Raw genomic sequence first — 18,368 nt, 5'->3', positions numbered from 1 at the left:
CAATGGAAGCAGAGGTAGCATGGAAAGCATGTGATCCAGGAATCCAAGGCGGTGATGGAAATGTTGACTGTCGAGACGACCAGAATATGGTTGAGTCTGTTTATCGAAAAGTTGGAAACAAACGAAAACTATCTGAATACGCTGGATGAATCGATTGGTGACGGTGACCACGGGGCCAATATGCTTCGGGGAGCCAAAGACCTGAAGGGAAAATTAACGGAAGGGTTTCAGGCAGGAGTGTCAGATCTGTTCCAAATGGCGGGCATGTCATTCATCCAGAAAACGGGAGGAGCAGCTGGACTCCTTTATGGACAAGTCTTTCTGCATATGTCGGAGGCTTTTCAAGAAGACACCAATCTACTGGACAGCCTTGCAAGCGGGCTTGAAGGCATCCAAACATTCGGCCCTACGGAACTGAAGGAAAAGACCTTAGTGGATGTTTGGATTCCGGTCATGGAAGACATACGGAATAAGCGGCTAACGTTGGAAAAAATTAATGAATATGTCATAAGCACGAAGGATTTTCAGGCGAAAAAGGGACGCGCGGCGTTTGTATCGGAACAGCTGAATGGCCATATCGATCCGGGAGCTGCCTCCTGCGGTTATTTCTTTGAGGCCATGTTGGAAGCGGGGGTGTACGATGAGTGAGCAGTACGGTATCTTATTGGTTTCGCATGTTGAGGAGCTCGCTGAAGGACTGGCCCGTTTGATGAAACAAGTAGCGAAGGATGTCACCGTGAAAGCAGTCGGCGGAGTGGAAGAAGGCGGCATCGGCACTAGTTTCGACAAAGTCATGGCGGCACTCAATGAAATGTCAGAGCCTAACATATTGGGCTTTTATGATTTAGGTAGCGCCAAGATGAATCTTGAGTTGGTGAGTCAAATGACCGAAAAAAAGCTGATCATTTGCGATGCGGCATTTGTGGAGGGCGCCTATCTGACAGCGGCCTTGTTGCAGGCGGATACGCCCTTTGAAAAAATCCGTGAACAGTTGCAGGAATTGTACGTAAAATGAAATATTGAAGCCAAAAGAAACCCATGAGGTTTTCCTTTTCAAAAGGAGAATCTCATGGGTTATTTTTTTTTAAGAGACTAGATTGCTCAGCAAAAAGATTTCTGACTTGGATTCTACGCTCTTTAGACGCGTTCGAAAAGTCAGCTCCCGCTAACGTTTCACATCCCCCGTAGTGAACAAAAGAGGTTCACTTCGTGGGATGCTCCAACGTACGGGGAGCTAAACGACTTTTCTCACGCTCTTATTAGACGCGTTCTGATTCGCAGGGGGTTCCGCCTAAGCTGCTATTACGTCAAGGCCAAAAAACGGCCGTTCTCGTAGTAGCCTCTTAGTGCTCACCCCCTAAACGCGAATCATCACGCTCTTTATTTTGTATAGGCGAGTTTTTTTGAGATTTCTTTCGACATGCGCAGCATGTACTCTTTTATTTTCTCCACTTTTTCATCAGTCATACGGAACACGGGACCGCTGATGCTGATGGCAGCCACGACTTTTCCGGTGTAGTCGATAAGCGGTACCGAAATACATTTGGCTCCGATCTCGCATTCCTCGTTATCCATCGCCACACCTGTTTCTTGGACAGTTTCCAACTCTTTGAAAAGAGCTTCGGGTGTTGTGAGGGTTTTGGCGGTCAATGCCGGCATTCCTTTTTCTTTCAGGATGTCCTCGATTTCCTTCTCCGTGTAGTTCTGAAGGATATTTTTTCCGACGCTGGTCGCATGCAAAGGAGCTCTTTTCCCGATTCGCTGCATTGTTTTCAGCATGTTATCCGGTCCGTTGATGACATCGATGTAAACCACTTCATGATCCTCTTCAATAGCCAAACAGGAAGATTCCTGAAATTCTTTCGATAGAGCAACCAAATCGTCATGGACCAAGTTACGGATATCATATTGTCCGCTCACTAGGCTGCCCAGGTGGGCCAATTTCAAGGTGAGTGCATATTTGGATGAGTCGGCGTTTTGGTAAACATAGCCGAATGAACTCAACGTGCTTAAATAACGCAATACGGTGCTGCTGGGTGAATTCACTTGATCAGCGATATCCTGTAGCCGCATTTCACCGCCTTGAGATACGAATAATTCGATGATTTGCAGTACTTTTTCGACGGATTGATTTTTTTTGACTTTTTTTTCAATCACTTTATTTTCCCCCTTGTGAAAGGATTTCTCTTAATTGCAGTTTACCATATCCAGTCTAATTTCTCAATTTTAATTTCACTAAGAGAAAATAGATTTCAAAAGTTGTTGACAGTAGAAAAGCCCTCTGCTAAACTGTGGTTACACAAAAAATAAAAACCTATTTCACACAGTGAAATTACCTGGAGGGAAAGATATGTTAGTAGCAGAAGCGATTGTACAAATTTTGGAAAAAGAAGGAATTGAAGACGTTTTCGGAATCCCAGGCGCAGGCATCAATCCAGTATACAAATATTTAGAGAAATCTGATTCGATCAAACACATGGTCATGAGACACGAAGAAGCTTGCACCCACGCAGCAGATGGCTATTACCGTTCCAGCGGGAAAATGGCAATGGCTACTTGTACAGCCGGTCCTGGCGCGACCAATTTCATCACAGGCATCTATACTGCGAATATCGATTCCATTCCGTTTTTGGCATTGACGGGTCAATCTGTAAGATCGCAGTTGAACAAGGATGCTTTTCAATCAGTGGACATCGTGTCGATCGCTAAACCGATCGCAAAAGGAGCTTGGTGTGTCATGGATCCTAATGATACTGTCGAGATTTTCCGCGAAGGCTTCCGGATTGCACGCGAGGGCAAACCAGGTCCGATTCTGATTGATTTGCCTTTGGATGTGCAAATGGCTGAAATCGAATTTGACATCGACAGCTATATCCCTTATGAAATCGAAAGACTAGCTCCGGAAACAGACAAAATCAAAGCGGCTCTGCAATTGATTTCAGAAGCAAAAGCACCAGTCATGATCATGGGTGGGGGTGTCATCCTTTCCGAAGCAACAAGCGAATGCGTTGAACTGGCTGAAATGCTGCAGTTGCCGGTCATCACAACCTATATGGCGAAAGGCGGTATTCCTGTCAATCATCCATTGAACGCAGGCCATGCCGGTATCCAAGTCGGCGGACCTCTTGGGAACAAAGTTTTGAGCGAAGCGGATGTCGTTTTGGGGATCGGTTGCCGCTTCACGGACCGTCATACTGGAGACGTCAAAGTGTATTCGGAAGGTCGTAAGTTCATTCATATCGATATTGAACCGAGCCAAATCGGTAAAATCATCCCGGCTGAAATCGGTATCGTAGCCGATGCAAAAATGGCAATCGAAGCGTTGCTTGCTGAAGCAAAACAAATGGAAACATTTGGAGCGAAAGGTCTTGTATCGGAATTGCCGCAGTTGAGCATCGACCTGAAACGGAAAACCGACTATGACAGCAGACCAATCAAACCGCATCGTGTATTCCAAGAGATGAATGAAGTATTTGGTGATGAAGTGATGTACACGACTGGTTGCGGATTGACGCAGATCTGGTCAGGCCAACTGCAAGATATCAACCGTCCAAGAAAATACTTGCCATCAGGTGGCGCAGGCACATTAGGATTCGATATCCCAGGAGCAATCGGAGCTTCTGTTGGAGCACCGGGAATCAAAACTGTTTCTGTGTTGGGTGATTTCGGATTCACTTTCATGGTTGAAGAAATCGCAGTTGCGGCAGTCAACGACATTCCGTTGGTCGTAGTCATCGTCAACAACGCCTACTTGGGACTGATCCGCCAAAACCAAAATTATGGCTATGGTTTTGATTACGCTGTCCGTATGGCAGAAAACCAAGGCTTGATGGACTACGTTAAGGTAGCGGAAGGCTTCGGCTGCGAAGCAGAACGCGTCTTCAATCCGGAAGACATCAAACCAGCGTTGGAGCGTGCATATGCATCTAAAAAACCTTATGTCATCGATATCGTGTGTGAAGAAGCTACAGACTGCTCAATGGGACCAAGCATCACAGCTGTAAGAGAATTCGTATAGTCAGATGCAAGAAAGGAGGTGGCACTCTTGTTTGCGAAATGCCGCAATTGGGAATGCTGCCATCTTTATCGGAAAATAAGTAAGCAATAAAGACGGTAAAGGAAGGGAAAACAATGATAGAACCAATGAACAAATATTTGCAGATCGGACTGATTCATTTTATGGCTTATCCGCAGGCGATGAAATGGAAGGATCAAGGCAACATCGTAGAGACTGTAAAAAAAATAGTGGTGGATGATTACTTTGACGCTATTGAAGTATCGCATATCGAGAAGGATGAAGACCGTGCAGCAATCAAAAAAATGCTGGATTCCAGTCACATGAAAGTTTGCTACGGGGCTCAGCCACGCTTGCTGACGGCCGGCTTGAACCCGAATGCCATCGACGAAACAGAACGGCTGAAAGCGGAAGCCATCCTGATCGATTCGATCGATGAAGCGGAATACTTAGGTGCCAAAGGGATTGCGTTCCTTTCCGGGAAATATGAGGAGGATACAAAGGAACAAGCTTTCCGTCAATTGGTCAAAACGACAAAGACAATTTGCGAATACGCAGCTAAGAAAGACATGACCATCACGTTGGAAGTTTTTGACTACGATCTGGATAAGAAATCTTTGATTGGTCCAGCACCTTATGCTGCAACATTTGCCGCTGAGATGCGCAGTCTGGTGGAGAATTTCGGTTTGATGATGGACTTATCCCATATTCCGCAAACGCACGAGACATCAAAATATGCTATCCAAGTCACTAAGCCTTACATCACCCATCTGCATATGGGCAATGGCGTAGTGAAAGAGGGGGCGGAGGCATTCGGGGATACGCATCCACGCTTCGGTTTCCCGAACAGCGTAAATGATGTGCCTGAATTATTGGATTTTTTGAGGGTTCTGCAAGCAGAAGGATTTTTTGACAGCGTGAACCCGCCGGTGCTATCCTTCGAAGTGAAGCCGTGGCAGGATGAAGATCCGGATATCGTCATCGCAAATGCCAAACGGACATTGAATCGTGCGTGGAGCCTGTTATGACACAAGGAGGAAACAAAATGAAGATAGTTGTATTGGATGGATATACCTTGAACCCGGGTGATCTCTCCTGGGAACGTCTGGAAAAATTAGGGGAATGTGCCATTTACGATCGCACGCCTAAAGATGAAGTCATCTCGCGGATTGGGGATGCTTCGATCGTATTCACAAACAAAACGCCTTTGACCGCTGAAATTTTCGCAGCTTGCCCGAACATCCGCTATGTCGGTGTTCTGGCGACGGGCTACAATGTCGTGGATACTGTGGCTGCCAAAGCGCAGGGCATCACCGTCACGAACATACCGACATATGGAACCGCATCGGTGGCCCAATTCACTTTCGCTTTGCTGTTGGAAGTGTGCCACCATGTAGGCGAGCACGACAAAGCGGTCAAGCAAGGTCGTTGGCAGGAGTCAGGGGATTTTTGCTTCTGGGATTATCCGCTAATCGAATTGGCCGGCAAGAAAATGGGCATCATCGGCTTCGGACGGATTGGCCAAGCTGTGGCTAAAATCGCCATCGCATTTGGAATGGACGTGCTGGCTTATGATCATTTTGCCGATAAGAGCTTAGAGAACGAGCACACGAAAATCGTAGATTTGGATGAGCTTTTCGCGCAATCAGATGTGGTTTCACTGCATTGTCCATTATTCCCAGAAACTGAAGGAATCATCAATGCTGCGGCATTGGCGAAAATGAAATCCAGCGCTATATTGATCAATACTTCTCGCGGACCGTTGATTGTCGAGGAAGACTTGGCAGCGGCTCTGAATGCCGGCAAGTTACATGGTGCAGCGGTGGATGTCGTTTCGACCGAACCAGTGACGGAAGAAAACCCATTATTCACAGCGAAAAATTGTTTGATCACACCGCATATTGCCTGGGCGCCGATCGAAGCCAGACAGCGTTTATTGGATATCGCGATTGACAATGTTACGGCATTTTTGGAAGGAAATCCAGTGAATAGTGTTTCTTGATGAAGCGAATGTGCAAGGATTGAAAAGGAGAACAGACGTCATGAAACTAAGAGATGATGCAACGTATATCATAAATCAATCGATTCAGGCGGTATTACCGGATAGAGCCGTCACAAATGCCTTAAGTAAGATGGATATAGATGGCAACATCCGTATCATTGCTGTCGGAAAAGCGGCTTGGCGCATGACGAAAGCGGCGGTGGATTGTCTGGGCGGGCAATTCAAAGGCGGAATGGCCTTGACCAAATATGGCCATTCCCTTGGTGAAATCGAACGGGTGACCATTTTTGAGGCCGGACATCCGATTCCCGATCAAGCTTCCATCGATGCGACCACTGAAATTTTGCAGTACGTATCCGCTATGCCGGAAGAAGACACCATCATATTTTTGATTTCCGGCGGCGGTTCCGCACTGTTTGAGAAAACGCGGAATAATATCCCTTTGGCTGAGTTAGAGGATATCAACAAGCAACTTTTGAATAGTGGAGCGAATATCGTCGAAATCAATACGATTCGCAAGCATCTCTCGGAAGTAAAAGGCGGCCAATTTGCCCGGCTGTGTTCTCCTCGTCAAATACACGCCATTATTCTGTCTGATGTTTTGGGGGATCGATTGGACACGATCGCTTCCGGTCCGGCTTATCCTGATTTTTCAACGAGCGCTGAGGCGCAGAAAATTGTCGAGAAATACGATTTGAAATTGTCGGAAAATGCACGGGAAGCCTTGCTGAAAGAGACACCTAAATCTTTGGATAATGTAGACAACACTTTGATCGGGAGTGTGGATATTTTATGCCGTGAGGCGGTAACGCATGCCCAATCGCGCGGATACCATACGTGTCTGATGTCGACGGCCATTGAAGAGGAAGCTTCCGCGGTCGGGGAACGTTTTGGGCAACTCGCCAGAAGAATAGTCTCCGGGCAAGAAGATGCCCAACTTCCGTGTGCCATTATTGCAGGAGGGGAGCCTGTCGTTACGATCAAAGGAGATGGGCTAGGGGGCCGAAACCAGGAATTAGCACTGGCTGCTGCTTTTCAGATTTCCGGATTGCCGCAAGTGGTAGTGGCATCGGTCGGATCTGACGGAACGGATGGACCTACGGATGCTGCGGGAGGGCTGGTAGACGGCTCCAGCTTAGTGCGCATGCGCAGAAGCTATGCGGATGTGGAAGGCCTGTTGGCGAACAATGATTCCAACACAGCCCTCGAAAGCAGTGGGGATCTGATTGTTACGGGTCCTACCGGTACAAACGTGAATGATTTGATTATTTTGCTTATCGATAAAGCGCCTGCCTAATGGCTGCGGCAAAAAAAAAAAAGCTAAAGAAGGCCCTGGAAAAATTCCAGGGCCTTCTTTAGCTTTTTATTTATCGTAGAGACCATCAAGCCAGTGGATAAACTGTTGATAAGTGCGTCTACCGGCAGGCTTTGTTAAATCGGCATCAAAGTCGTGCGGCATTCCCAGAACAGGGTGAAGCACAGTTTGAGGTATTAGTTGAGCAGCTTGTTGGGTAAATTTGTAGGGCACATCCTGGTCTGCTGTACTGGCAGTGAGAAAAACAGGCGGCAACGATTGTAGCTCTGCTACGGTCAGATTGAAGGCTGCTATTTTTGACTTGTCCTTAAGGAACTGTGGAACCCATTTTCCGGTCTGACGGGCATGGAGGTATAACGGAAACCTTTCGGTAACTGCTCCTACAGCAAGCGGCTGCTTTTGGATCAGCTGTTTCAGATATGCCGCAGGCACTTTAGGAAACGTGTTGTAATAAGTGCTAGGCTGATGGAAAGAAGACTCATCCAACGAATAATAGCCGTAAAAACTGGCCAGTCCTTTCAGATGGGGGTCTGCCGAGCGTGCTGCCAAGAGAAAGGCGAGGTAAGCGCCGGCGGAGCGGCCGAAAAGCACATAATCCTTAGAACCCAGATTGAACAAATTTTTGCCTTCTTCGCTGAACCAAATCAAGGCTTGTTGCAGACACCGCGTGATTTCTGGCAATTGTGCTTCAGGGGCCAGCGGATAATCGATCGTCAGCAGCGAATATCCAGCATCCGACAGCATCTTCTTGTACGTATCGGGAAGGTCATTTCGGTCGCCGAATACCAATCCGCCCCCATGCAAGTAAAGGAGTGTCAACGGTTTAGGGGGCGCTGCAGATGCGGGATAAAATGTCGCCTGCAGCGGCAGTCCCTCATATACAAAATAAGTCTCGGTTGAAGCATTCATTATTCTCATCATTCCTTTCGCAGAAGTTCTTTTCACTTTAGCATAATCTTCCTCATTTAAAATGACTCGATGTGTACATATGGCACAAAAATATATCCTATTTTGTGTATTCTGTTAATGATAAGCTATCAAGAAGCGCTTACAATATGAGTATGATATTTCGGAGGAGGAAACGGAAAAATGGACTGGTTTAAGACAATTCAAGAGAATATTGATTTATTATCGGGTATCGGCAGCGACCCAACGGGCGGAATGACACGCTTACTTTACTCGGATTCTTGGTTGGAAGCTCAAAATACCGTCAAAGCCAAAATGGAAGAAATCGGAATGGAGACACATTTCGATGAAGTCGGCAATCTATTTGGAAGGATTGAAGGTTCAAAATATCCGGATGAAACCATCATGTCGGGGTCACATATCGACACAGTCATCAACGGCGGGAATCTGGATGGCCAATTCGGTGTAATATCTGCCTATCTCGCTGTAGCTTACTTAAAGGAGACATACGGACAACCTTTGCGTTCACTGGAAGTCATCTCAATGGCTGAAGAAGAGGGCAGCCGTTTCCCGACTGTGTTCTGGGGAAGTAAAAATTTTGTGAATACGGCGAAGAAAGAGGATGTCCTCGAAATCAGCGACTTTGAGGGTATAAAATTTGTGGATGCGATGCATCAAGCCGGATTCGACTTCAAAAAAGATGGGCAACAAAAAAGAGAAGATATCAAAGCTTTCGTCGAGCTTCACATCGAGCAAGGGAATGTTCTTGAAAAAGAAGGGTTCCAAATCGGTGTTGTCAACAGCATCGCTGGCCAACGCCGGTATACTGTTGTTCTGAAAGGGCAAGCCAACCATGCTGGAACGACACCGATGGGTTACCGCCGCGATGCGGTTTACGCCTTCAGCCGGATCTGCACCGAGGCGATCGAAAAGGCAAAATCCGTTGGTGATCCGTTGGTGTTGACCTTCGGAAAAGTGGAGCCAAAACCGAATACAGTGAATGTGGTGCCGGGTGAAGTTTTGTTCACAATCGATTGTCGCCATACGGATGGTAACGTGTTGATTGATTTCACCAGAAAAATGGAACAACGTATCAACGAAATTGCAAGCGAAATGGATATCGAGGCGACTATAGACCTATGGATGGATGAAGCGCCCGTTCCGATGGATGCAACCATCGTCTCAATTCTCGAAGAGGCCGCTAAAAAAGCGAACATGAAATACCGTGTGATGCACAGTGGAGCCGGACACGATGCCCAAATAATCGCACCGCATTGTCCGACTGCCATGATTTTTGTCCCAAGCATCAACGGCATCAGCCATAATCCGGCTGAAGCAACCAAGCTGGAGGATTTGGTCGAAGGCGTCAAGATGACGGCAAGTGCACTATATGAATTAGCATATAAATAGAAAAATTTCAAATAGATAGGGTGGATTGAAAGATGGGATACAAAAACAATAATACAGGCTACAGAGCCGGACTGTTGGAATCGAGAGCCGTAATCAAGAGACACAACTATGCTTTGCTTCCGCATGACGGATTGGTGAAAAATGTCGTTCCCGGCTTTGAAAATTGCGAGGTCACCATTTTGGCTTCGCAAAAATTGGGAGCCAGCTTTGTGGATTACATCATTTCTATGAAGGCAGGCGGCAAAAATGTGCAGGGCTTTGGAGCTGAAGGCGTCGAGACGTTCGTTTATGTTGTGGCCGGAAAACTGAAGGTAAGTGATGGAACCGAAAGCTATGAGTTGGAGATCGGAGGCTATGTTTACTTGCCAGCTGGCGTGTTGATGCATTTGGAAAACAATCAAGAAGCTGTTACAGAAATCTTCCTGTACAAAAAGCGTTACGAGCCACTCGAAGGACATAAAGCGCATAAAGTCGTGGGTAACAGCAACGACCTGGTTCCTATCGAATATGAAGGGATGAAAGATGTCTTGTTGTGGGATCTGTTGCCTGCAGATATCGGTTTTGACATGAATTTCCATATCCTTTCCTTTGAACCGGGCGCAAGCCATGGCTACATCGAAACCCATGTGCAAGAGCACGGAGCCTACATCCTATCGGGTCAAGGTATGTACAATTTGGATAACAATTGGATGCCTGTCGAGAAAGGTGACTATATCTTCATGGGTGCTTATGTGCCGCAAGCCGCATACGCAGTCGGCAGAGGAGAGCCATTATGCTACCTTTATTCGAAGGACTGTAATCGCGATCCTAAAATTTGATGACAAGGAGCATAAAAATGGAAGGGACAGGAATAGAAGTTGAGGCGAAGTTGGTTACTGTAATGCCTGATGAACTTCATCGACTGATCAAGAAAAAATTAGAGGGAGCAGGACTGTACCCTGAGCAAGCTCAGGAGGTCGCAAACCATTTGGTGTTCGCGGATTCTTCCGGAATCCATTCCCATGGTGCTGTACGCGTCGATTACTATTCTGAAAGGATTTCCAAAGGGGGATTGACGCTTGATCCCAATGTTTTTTTCGAAAGGACAGGGGAAAGCACGGGAATCTTTCACGGCGATAACGGAATCGGCCAGTATGTCGCGAACATGGGTTTGAAGGAAGCAGTTGCAATGGCTAAGGAAGCGGGTGTAGCGGTTGTGGGTATTTCCAAAATGAGTCACAGCGGTGCATTGTCCTATTATGTAAAACAAGCAGCAGAGCAAGACCTGATTGCGATTGCTATGTGCCAATCCGATCCGATGGTTGTACCTTTTGGAGGTTCAGAAATCTATTATGGAACAAATCCGATTGCCTTTTCTGCGCCAAGGAAAAATGGTCCGCCGATCGTCTTCGATATGGCAACGACTGTGCAGGCTTGGGGGAAAATCCTCGATGCCCGTGCAAAAAATAAAGCCATACCGGATACTTGGGCAGTTGATAAAGAAGGGAAACCGACAACAAATCCACATGACGTGCATGGGCTGTTGCCGATTTCGGGTCCAAAAGGCTACGGATTGATGATGATGATAGACATTTTATCAGGAGTATTATTGGGGCTTCCTTTTGGGAAGCATGTTTCCTCCATGTATGACCAAATTTCTGAAGGACGCAATCTAGGGCAATTATATATCATCATCGATCCAAAAAAATTCACGGATATAGACAGTTTCAAAGAAAAAATCGAGACTACAGTGGCGGAATTGCATGAAGTCAAGCCGGCAGCGGGTTTCAGTCAAGTCTATTATCCAGGTGAAATCAATCAATTGAATTATGAAAAGCACCAGCAGGAAGGCATTCCCGTCGAAGAGAGCATTTATGCTTATCTGAAAAGCGATCTGATTCATTTTGATCAATACGGCGGCAAGGGAGCTTTTGCGTAATTAAAACAAGATAGAAGCACTTAAAAAGAAACGGGAAACCGGGGGAGAGAGGCAATCAATGTTACACACAATCATCAAATCAAATAGCTACCAGGATTCCATTGTCTTGATGCTGTTGACGAATAAAATCAACACGGTTGCAGGAGTCACAAAAGTTTCCATCATGATGGGTACGCCTGCCAATAAAGACATCTTCAAAACGGGAGGGCTGTACACGCCGGAACTGGAGAAAGCATCATCGAATGATATGGCTGTCGTCCTGGAAGTGGAGGATGAAGCAGTCATCGCTAACGTCATGGAAGAAATCGATCTTTTTCTGGAGGAACAGGCCAAAGGAAACAGTGGCGCATCAGTGGAAGAAACTGCCCGCACTTGGGATAAAGCTTTGGAAATGGCGAAAGATGCTCAAGTCGCGCTCTTTTCCATCCCTGGAACCCATGCAGCACTTGAAATCGAGCGCGCATTGGATGCCGGCAAACATGTCTTCTGTTTCAGCGATAATGTTTCGGTCGAAGATGAGAAACGCCTGAAAATGAAGGCGCACGAAAAAGGTTTGCTGCTGATGGGACCGGATTGCGGAACAGGAATCATCAACGGCATTCCATTGGCGTTCACCAATGTCATCAGACCCGGTAAAATCGGCATCGTCGGTGCTTCCGGTACAGGTATCCAGGAAGTCTCCACGCTTATCCATAAACTAGGAGCCGGTGTAACGACTGCAATCGGGACCGGCGGACGCGACCTGAAGGAAGCTATCGGCGGTATCACATTGATGGATGGTATCGTTACTTTGGAGCAGGATCCGAACACGGAAGTTATCGTCGTCATCTCTAAACCACCGGCAGCCAGCGTCAGGGACAGAGTTCTTGCTTTATTGAGAAAGATTTCCAAGCCGGCTGTAACCATCTTTCTGGGCGAAAAACCAACCTATCACGAACCTAATCTTTACCATGCCTATACGTTGGAGGAAGCGGCTGAGCTGGCTGTAAAATTAGTGAACAAAGAAACGATCGGCTCCGATACTGATACAATCGAGGTTCCTGCCGTCAGCTTCTCAGCTGATCAAAAATACATCAAAGGGTACTACTCCGGCGGTACATTGGCGAATGAAGCGGCCATGCTGATCAAAGATGGCCTTAGTTTGACCGGGGACGCCGAGAAGAAAGAAGGGTACATCCTTAAAAATGAGGGCTATGAAGTCTTGGATCTGGGGGATGACATCTATACGCAAGGCAAACCGCATCCAATGATCGATCCGGAAAAACGAATCGAAATGATCAGACAAGCTGCTGATGATCCGAAGACAGCCATCATCTTATTGGACATTGTTTTGGGCTACGGTTCCCACATGGATATGGCTAGTGAATTGGTGCCGGCCATCAAAGAAGCGAAGGCGAAAGCAGCAGCTGAAGGCAGAGCGCTGGCATTCGTTGCGACAATCGTAGGGACTGACGCTGATCCTCAAGACGGCCAAGCCCAACAAAAAGTATTGGAAGATGCTGGAGTCATTATCCGAATGAGCAACAACCAAGCGGTCCGCACGGCTTTGGCGATGCTGGACATCCGCATTCAGGACAACAAGAAAGAGTTGAAAGAAATCGATGCGCCTGCATTCACAGAAGAATTAGCGCCTTCACAAGCCATGTTGGATCTTCTGCATGCGAAAGAATTTTTGAATATCGGCCTGCGCAGTTTCTCCGATACCATCCGTGAAAACGGTGGGAAAGCGACGCAATTCGATTGGCGTCCTGTTGCGGGTGGCAATGTCACCTTGCAAAAAGCTTTGTATTACTTGAATAACTATAAAACTGAACAAACAGATAGCATATAAGGGAGGAGAAACAAGGATGCATTATCAAACGATTGATGAAGCTAATCAAGCAGTAGCTGCTAAAATTGTCGCTGGATCCCCTTTCTTAGTGGATGTTGTACCAGCTAAAACAGTGATTAAAGAATTTAACGAAGGGAAAGTCCTGCTGCATGCAGGACCACCTATCAAATATGAGCAAATGGTCGATCCTATCCAAGGTGCCTGCGTGGGGGCAGCACTTTTTGAAGGCTGGGCGGAAAATGAAATAGATGCCAGAAATTTATTGGAATCCGGAGAGGTTACCTTGATCCCTTGTCATCATGTCGATGCGGTCGGTCCAATGGGCGGAATCACTTCGGCAAACATGGCGGTCCTGATTGTTGAAAACAGAACGGATGGGAACCGTGCTTTTTGTACGATGAATGAAGGAATCGGTGCAGTGTTGCGTTTCGGTGCCTATTCGGATGAAGTAATCACTCGTTTGCGCTGGATGCGCGATGTCCTGGGCCCAACCCTCAGCAAAGCGCTACAGACGAAAAAAGGCGGGCTAAACGTGAACGTACTGGTCGCCAAAGCAATCGCGATGGGAGATGAATTCCACCAAAGAAATATTGCTGCATCCCTGGCCTTTTTGAAGGAAATGGCGCCGATCATTGTCGGGCTGGATATGGATCAAAAAGAAAAAGAACAGGTCATGCAATTTTTGGCTGACACGGACCAATTTTTCCTGAACATCATGATGGCAGCAGCCAAAGCTGTCCTGGATGGTGCAAGAAAAATCAAAGAAGGAACAATCGTTACTGCAATGTGCCGCAATGGCTATGAATTCGGTATCCGTATCGCTGGAATGGGGGATGAATGGTTCACAGGGCCGGTCAACACGCCGCAAGGGCTTTATTTCTCAGGATTCAGTGAAGATGATGCTGCTCCGGATATGGGGGACAGTGCCATCACTGAGACATTTGGTGTCGGTGGCATGGCGATGATTGCAGCACCTGCAGTTACGCGCTTTGTCGGCAGTGGTGGTTTCCAGGATGCGTTACAGACAAGCAACGAAATGCGCGAAATCTGTATCGATCAGAATCCGAACTTCTCCGTACCAACATGGGATTTCCAAGGCATCTGTCTGGGCATCGATGCCCGCAAGGTCGTTGAGACAGGAATCACACCGGTCATCAATACCGGCATCGCCAACAAGAAGGCTGGTTTGGGCCAAATCGGAGCGGGAACGGTGCATCCACCGATCGAATGTTTCGAAAAAGCCGTATTGGCGTATGCCAAAAAACTTGGGTTTCAGGAATAACAAAGGGGGATGGTCGCAGTGTTCATAAAGGCAGCCTACCATGACGAATGTTTGATGGACACGCTGCACAATAAAAGCACTTGGCGCGTCCATAGCCTTTTCAATAAAAGCTTGAATATTCAAAGCGCCGATCAGAAAAGTCTGATGCTGATAGCAGGTACAGCTTCACCGCGGTTGCCTAGAGCGCTATATCTTCCGGATGATATGTTGGGGAAATTGGTTGGAACCGTTCAACCCGGGCAAACCGTCTCCATCTCGGAAGGTAGACTAATTTTCGACGGCTGCACTATCGTTGCTGATGGAATACCTCAGTATCAGTCCCGCTATGCGAAGGAACGAGGTTTGCATCAGGGCAGTTTGCGACATTACGTGTCATCGTTGGTAAAAATTCATAAATTCAACGGTTTTGATTTTCTGATGGCGGACTTGACGCAGGATTCATTTTTAGCAAATACTCCGGAAGGCAATCATATCCTGCGGCTCTATTCGGGTGACGTGGGCAAAAGAAGCGAGGCGATAAGCTATTTCATCGGCAGAGGTAAAGGGTTGACGCCATCAGGTGACGATCTTCTGGTGGGTGTTTTGGCAGCCGATCAGCTTCTGGGAATGCTCCCGGAGAATACAGAAGGTCTGATCAGGAGGCGGTTAGCGCAAGCTCCGAAGCCTACTACAACAGTAAGTGCGCACTATCTGGCGTGCGCACTGGATGGTCTTTACAACGAACCCATCCATCATTTGCTGCATGTTTTGCGCCAGGAAAGTGAAAAAAAAGCCATAGAAGAATGCATCAAACATATAATGGCTATTGGCCATACATCGGGAATGGATATGTTGACAGGCCTTACGGGTGCCCTGTTAGTATGGAACAGATTTGAAGGAGGATACAATCAATGGCGAAAAGAGTTGTCATCGCTCTAGGTGGGAACGCAATACTGCGCCCGAACCAAGAAGCGACGTTCGATAATCAGATGCACAATATCAAGATGAGTGCAGAACTGATCGCAAAAATAGAAAAATTGGATTATGAAATCGTTGTGACGCACGGAAATGGTCCGCAAGTCGGGAACATCCTGCGCCAAAACGAAGAAGCGAAGGCTGTCGTGCCACAGATGCCGTTGGATGTCTGCAGCGCGGAATCGCAAGGATTCATCGGTTATATGATGGAACAATCCTTGAAGAATGCTTTGCATGAGGAAGAATTGACGAGCGGAGTCTTGACTTTGTTGACGCAAACAGAGGTATCTCCGGATGATCCCGCGTTCGATAATCCTACAAAACCGATCGGAGTCTTCTATTCTGAGGCTGAAGCCGAGGTTTTGACGGAAGAGAAGGGGTGGGTCATGATGGAAGATGCCGGAAGAGGCTACCGCAGGGTTGTCCCTTCTCCTCAACCGCAGAAAATCCATGGCGTGGAGTCCATATTGAAGTTATTGAAACAGAATACGATCGTAATCGCAGGTGGAGGCGGTGGGATTCCTGTAGTCCGCAATAAGATCGGCCAAATATCGGGGATCGAAGCCGTGATCGACAAAGATCGCACCGGCAAGAAGCTGGCCGAACAACTGGATGCCGATGTATTCATGATGCTGACGGATGTCAGCAATGTTTACATCAATTACGGGAAACCAAACCAAGAAAAACTTGAAGAGATTTCTGTTCTGAAAGCGAAACAATATATGGATGAAGGTCAGTTCGCAGACGGCAGCATGGGTCCAAAAATGGAGGCAGCCATCGGCTTTGCTATGCAAGGTAAAAAAGCTATCATCTGTTCTTTGGATCAAGCGGCTGAAGCTTTATCCGGTTTTGCGGGTACACGCATCGTCAACAGTTAAAGAAGAAAATGCAACAGGAGGTAGACTCATTCCGAGTCAATCTCTTGTTTTTGTTATACGACGATCCACGCAAAATAACCTTCCGAATAGCTTTCGGAAGGTTATTTGTGCCAACTTACGGGGAGCTAAACGACTTTTCTCACACTCTATTCGTCGTTCTGGGAGAGTTCCAGGGCTAGTCTGAGATTGAGGCTGAAGTTTGGATCATCAATCGATGATCCGAGTATTTCTTCGCAATGGTTGATTCGGTACTTCACTGTATTGCGGTGGATAAACATCGCTTTTGATGTGCGCGTGATTTCACATTGGTAGTCAAGGTAGGTCTTCAGCGTCCGACGCAATTCAATCATGGCGTCTTCTTCAGGATAAGCCAGTTCATGCAGCACCGACTGACAGAAATATTTGATTTCGTCGGTCTGCATCCTTTCGAACAAGCTTAGCATGCCTTGTGGGCGATAATAGCTGATGCGCGGCTGCGGATCTTTAGCAAAACCTTCATCGAAAGCTATCTTAGCTTCGATGTATGAGTTGGCGATCATATCTATTTTTTCACAAGGATGACCATACGAGAACGCCAAAGAAATCGGAAGGACCCTCTCAAGTTCTTCTGCAGTTGTCCGCAGGATATCATCTATCGCCTCATTTTTGGACTGCAGCAAAAGAAGCAAATGGTTTGTGTTTTTCATTGGGAACAGCAAGGCATCACGGAAGTGGAAAGCCAACGAATCTGTAAGCCATTGGTTAACCAATTGGATTTTTTCCCGGTTCAATTTATCTTTGAAGATTGAACTCTTTTCGTTCCGGCAGTTGATGTAAATCACTTGGTAATGATGGGAATTGACGATGCCAAAATTTTGGCCCAAATCGAGCCAATTCTTTTGCTTAAGCGTTGGAGCTTGCTGATTTTCTATCAATTGTTTGAAGTAATCACTGCGGATGTCCTGCTTGGACTCCTCCACTTTCAGGTTTTTGTAGATTACGAACGACAGAACCATCGAGGCCTGATCAACCGCAAATTCCGATACGGGATAAGGAATCTGTTCTGGTCTCAAAATGATCAAATAGTAAGGGAAATAGTTGTTCGCACGGATCGGATAGATCGAAATCTGCATTTCTTGGTTGTCCATATCGGTTATCAGAAAAGAGTCGGTTGTGTCCGCCGAAAGATGCGGCTTTTTCTCATGCACTTGCCCCACATAATATTCGGCAGGCTTGCTGGATTGGGTGAAATGTTTGGAATGGGCGATCACCTGCCGGAAAGGATTCAGCAGGATGACTGGTGTTTTGATCATTTTGCCGAAATCGGAAATGAAGCGCGCAATGCTCGCATCGTTCATCAGCAGGTTGGAAAAACGTTTTTGGATATCCAAAGCATAGCTCATCTGTTCTGTCTTTTGGTTCCATAAGTAGTTCAGCATTTGATGGGATAGTGTCCCGAGCGGAGTAGTGCTTGGGATTTGGATTAAAGGGAAACGCACCGAATTGGCATAATTGATGACGGACTGATCGATTTCTGGAAGGAAGCGGCCGACTTTTACACCTAGTCCAGCAGCTTTCACGCGCATTAACGAATCAATCAGAGGGATCAATCCTTTTTGGTCATTTTGGTAGCTCATGGCAGTTGTCAGCAAAAAAACTTCCTTTGGTATGTAAAATGCAACGTCAGGTGTTTCGGATATTTCTATGCTCGAAACGGCATGAGAGAGATCTGCTCCGGCATTGAGCACCTTGAGATTGGAGAAGCGGGGCAAATCCAACAGTTCTTTCATTGTAGTCATTAAAAACCCTCCTAGTGGCTTTATTTTAAATGAAACCGCCATCATCATCAAGGGTTAATTTGGGCAAAAGCTACAAAAA

General features: G+C 46.7%; 16 protein-coding genes. 13 read left to right on the top strand and 3 right to left on the bottom strand.

What is annotated here, in order from left to right:
* The first annotated feature begins 60 nt into the window (after nucleotides 1-60).
* Both dhaL and dhaM read left to right on the top strand, forming a co-directional pair.
* Nucleotides 61-648 (top strand): dihydroxyacetone kinase subunit DhaL, encoded by a 588-nt coding sequence (gene dhaL, locus BLV66_RS14275; RefSeq protein WP_086986732.1) that lies wholly within the window; start codon nucleotides 61-63, stop codon nucleotides 646-648.
* A complete protein-coding gene (gene dhaM, locus BLV66_RS14270) occupies nucleotides 641-1,015 on the top strand; it encodes a dihydroxyacetone kinase phosphoryl donor subunit DhaM (RefSeq protein WP_086986731.1) in 375 nt (124 codons plus the stop codon). Before dhaL ends, dhaM begins: the two co-directional genes overlap by 8 nt.
* 365 nt (nucleotides 1,016-1,380) lie before the next feature.
* Here the strand turns inward: dhaM and BLV66_RS14265 are convergent, their stop codons facing one another.
* Nucleotides 1,381-2,157: an IclR family transcriptional regulator gene (locus BLV66_RS14265; RefSeq protein WP_086986730.1), complete on the bottom strand. Its 777-nt coding sequence runs from the start codon at nucleotides 2,155-2,157 to the stop codon at nucleotides 1,381-1,383.
* A gap of 193 nt (nucleotides 2,158-2,350) precedes the next feature.
* Between BLV66_RS14265 and BLV66_RS14260 the strand changes: the two genes are divergently transcribed.
* From BLV66_RS14260 to BLV66_RS14245, 4 genes are all read left to right on the top strand, one after another.
* Complete coding sequence (locus tag BLV66_RS14260) at nucleotides 2,351-4,018, top strand: thiamine pyrophosphate-dependent enzyme (protein WP_086986729.1); 1,668 nt, start codon at nucleotides 2,351-2,353, stop codon at nucleotides 4,016-4,018.
* 113 nt (nucleotides 4,019-4,131) lie between these two features.
* Entirely contained in the window at nucleotides 4,132-5,043 is a 912-nt protein-coding gene (locus tag BLV66_RS14255) for a sugar phosphate isomerase/epimerase family protein (protein ID WP_086986728.1), read from the top strand.
* Between the two features lie 17 nt (nucleotides 5,044-5,060).
* Nucleotides 5,061-6,017: a D-2-hydroxyacid dehydrogenase gene (locus BLV66_RS14250; RefSeq protein WP_086986727.1), complete on the top strand. Its 957-nt coding sequence runs from the start codon at nucleotides 5,061-5,063 to the stop codon at nucleotides 6,015-6,017.
* A 40-nt stretch (nucleotides 6,018-6,057) separates the two neighbouring features.
* Nucleotides 6,058-7,314 (top strand): glycerate kinase type-2 family protein, encoded by a 1,257-nt coding sequence (locus BLV66_RS14245; RefSeq protein WP_086986964.1) that lies wholly within the window; start codon nucleotides 6,058-6,060, stop codon nucleotides 7,312-7,314.
* 66 nt (nucleotides 7,315-7,380) lie between these two features.
* On the opposite strand, the gene BLV66_RS14240 is transcribed toward BLV66_RS14245, so the two are convergent.
* The gene (locus BLV66_RS14240; protein WP_086986726.1) at nucleotides 7,381-8,277 is read right to left on the bottom strand and encodes an alpha/beta hydrolase; all 897 of its coding nucleotides are present in this window, start codon (nucleotides 8,275-8,277) and stop codon (nucleotides 7,381-7,383) included.
* Between the two features lie 144 nt (nucleotides 8,278-8,421).
* Between BLV66_RS14240 and allC the strand changes: the two genes are divergently transcribed.
* From allC to arcC, 7 genes are read left to right on the top strand one after another with little or no spacing between them, the layout of a single operon-like run.
* A complete protein-coding gene (gene allC, locus BLV66_RS14235) occupies nucleotides 8,422-9,648 on the top strand; it encodes an allantoate deiminase (RefSeq protein ID WP_086986725.1) in 1,227 nt (408 codons plus the stop codon).
* A gap of 32 nt (nucleotides 9,649-9,680) precedes the next feature.
* Nucleotides 9,681-10,466: a (S)-ureidoglycine aminohydrolase gene (gene allE / locus BLV66_RS14230; protein WP_086986724.1), complete on the top strand. Its 786-nt coding sequence runs from the start codon at nucleotides 9,681-9,683 to the stop codon at nucleotides 10,464-10,466.
* 17 nt (nucleotides 10,467-10,483) lie between these two features.
* Entirely contained in the window at nucleotides 10,484-11,566 is a 1,083-nt protein-coding gene (gene allD, locus BLV66_RS14225) for an ureidoglycolate dehydrogenase (RefSeq protein WP_086986723.1), read from the top strand.
* Nucleotides 11,567-11,624: 58 nt separating this feature from the next.
* Nucleotides 11,625-13,397, top strand: a complete 1,773-nt coding sequence (gene fdrA / locus BLV66_RS14220; RefSeq protein ID WP_086986722.1) for an acyl-CoA synthetase FdrA — start codon at nucleotides 11,625-11,627, stop codon at nucleotides 13,395-13,397.
* A 16-nt stretch (nucleotides 13,398-13,413) separates the two neighbouring features.
* A complete protein-coding gene (locus tag BLV66_RS14215) occupies nucleotides 13,414-14,679 on the top strand; it encodes a YlbE family protein (protein WP_086986721.1) in 1,266 nt (421 codons plus the stop codon).
* Nucleotides 14,680-14,697: 18 nt separating this feature from the next.
* Entirely contained in the window at nucleotides 14,698-15,597 is a 900-nt protein-coding gene (locus BLV66_RS14210) for an oxamate carbamoyltransferase subunit AllH family protein (RefSeq protein ID WP_176974296.1), read from the top strand.
* Nucleotides 15,570-16,511, top strand: coding sequence for a carbamate kinase (gene arcC / locus BLV66_RS14205; protein ID WP_086986719.1), 942 nt, complete (start codon nucleotides 15,570-15,572; stop codon nucleotides 16,509-16,511). Before BLV66_RS14210 ends, arcC begins: the two co-directional genes overlap by 28 nt.
* Nucleotides 16,512-16,657: 146 nt before the next feature.
* On the opposite strand, the gene BLV66_RS14200 is transcribed toward arcC, so the two are convergent.
* Nucleotides 16,658-18,289 (bottom strand): PucR family transcriptional regulator, encoded by a 1,632-nt coding sequence (locus BLV66_RS14200; protein WP_086986718.1) that lies wholly within the window; start codon nucleotides 18,287-18,289, stop codon nucleotides 16,658-16,660.
* Nucleotides 18,290-18,368: the final 79 nt, after the last annotated feature.

This window comes from Trichococcus collinsii (assembly GCF_900107505.1).
Taxonomy (GTDB): domain Bacteria; phylum Bacillota; class Bacilli; order Lactobacillales; family Aerococcaceae; genus Trichococcus; species Trichococcus collinsii.
Note: the sequence above shows the minus strand (reverse complement) of the source record. Positions and strands in the feature narration are given on the sequence as shown.